This window comes from uncultured Arthrobacter sp. (assembly GCF_902805515.1).
GTDB lineage: Bacteria > Actinomycetota > Actinomycetes > Actinomycetales > Micrococcaceae > Arthrobacter_D.
In genome coordinates this window covers 1-336 of record NZ_CADCTE010000066.1, presented here as the reverse complement: position 1 = coordinate 336, position 336 = coordinate 1, and the positions used below count along the sequence as shown (strand labels likewise).

Below are 336 nucleotides of genomic sequence, written 5' to 3'. Positions count from 1 at the left end.
TTGGCGCCCAGGCCACGTCAGGGGGCTTCTCCGTCGTTCAGCACCTGCTCGGGCCGAAGGAGCTGGCGGCGCCGCTGCATATGCATAGCCGTGAAGACGAATTCACCGTTGTCACCCATGGGCAGATCGGGTTTCTACTGGGTGAGGACGTTTTCCAGGCCGGTCCCGGTGAACTGGTCCGCAAGCCCCGGGACCAATGGCATACCTTCTGGAACAGCGGTGATGAGCCAGCGCGCGTTCTCGAGATCATCTCGCCGGCGGGATTTGAACGATATTTCCAAGAGATCGGTCCGCTCTTTCCTGAGAACGCTCGGCCTGACCTTGAGACCATGGCGC

The 336-nt window shown here is 61.3% G+C and carries 1 protein-coding gene; it reads left to right on the top strand.

What is annotated here, in order from left to right:
* Nucleotides 1-336 (top strand): cupin domain-containing protein (locus tag QZX79_RS05240; RefSeq protein WP_294565849.1); only part of this gene is annotated, 336 nt, incomplete at both ends.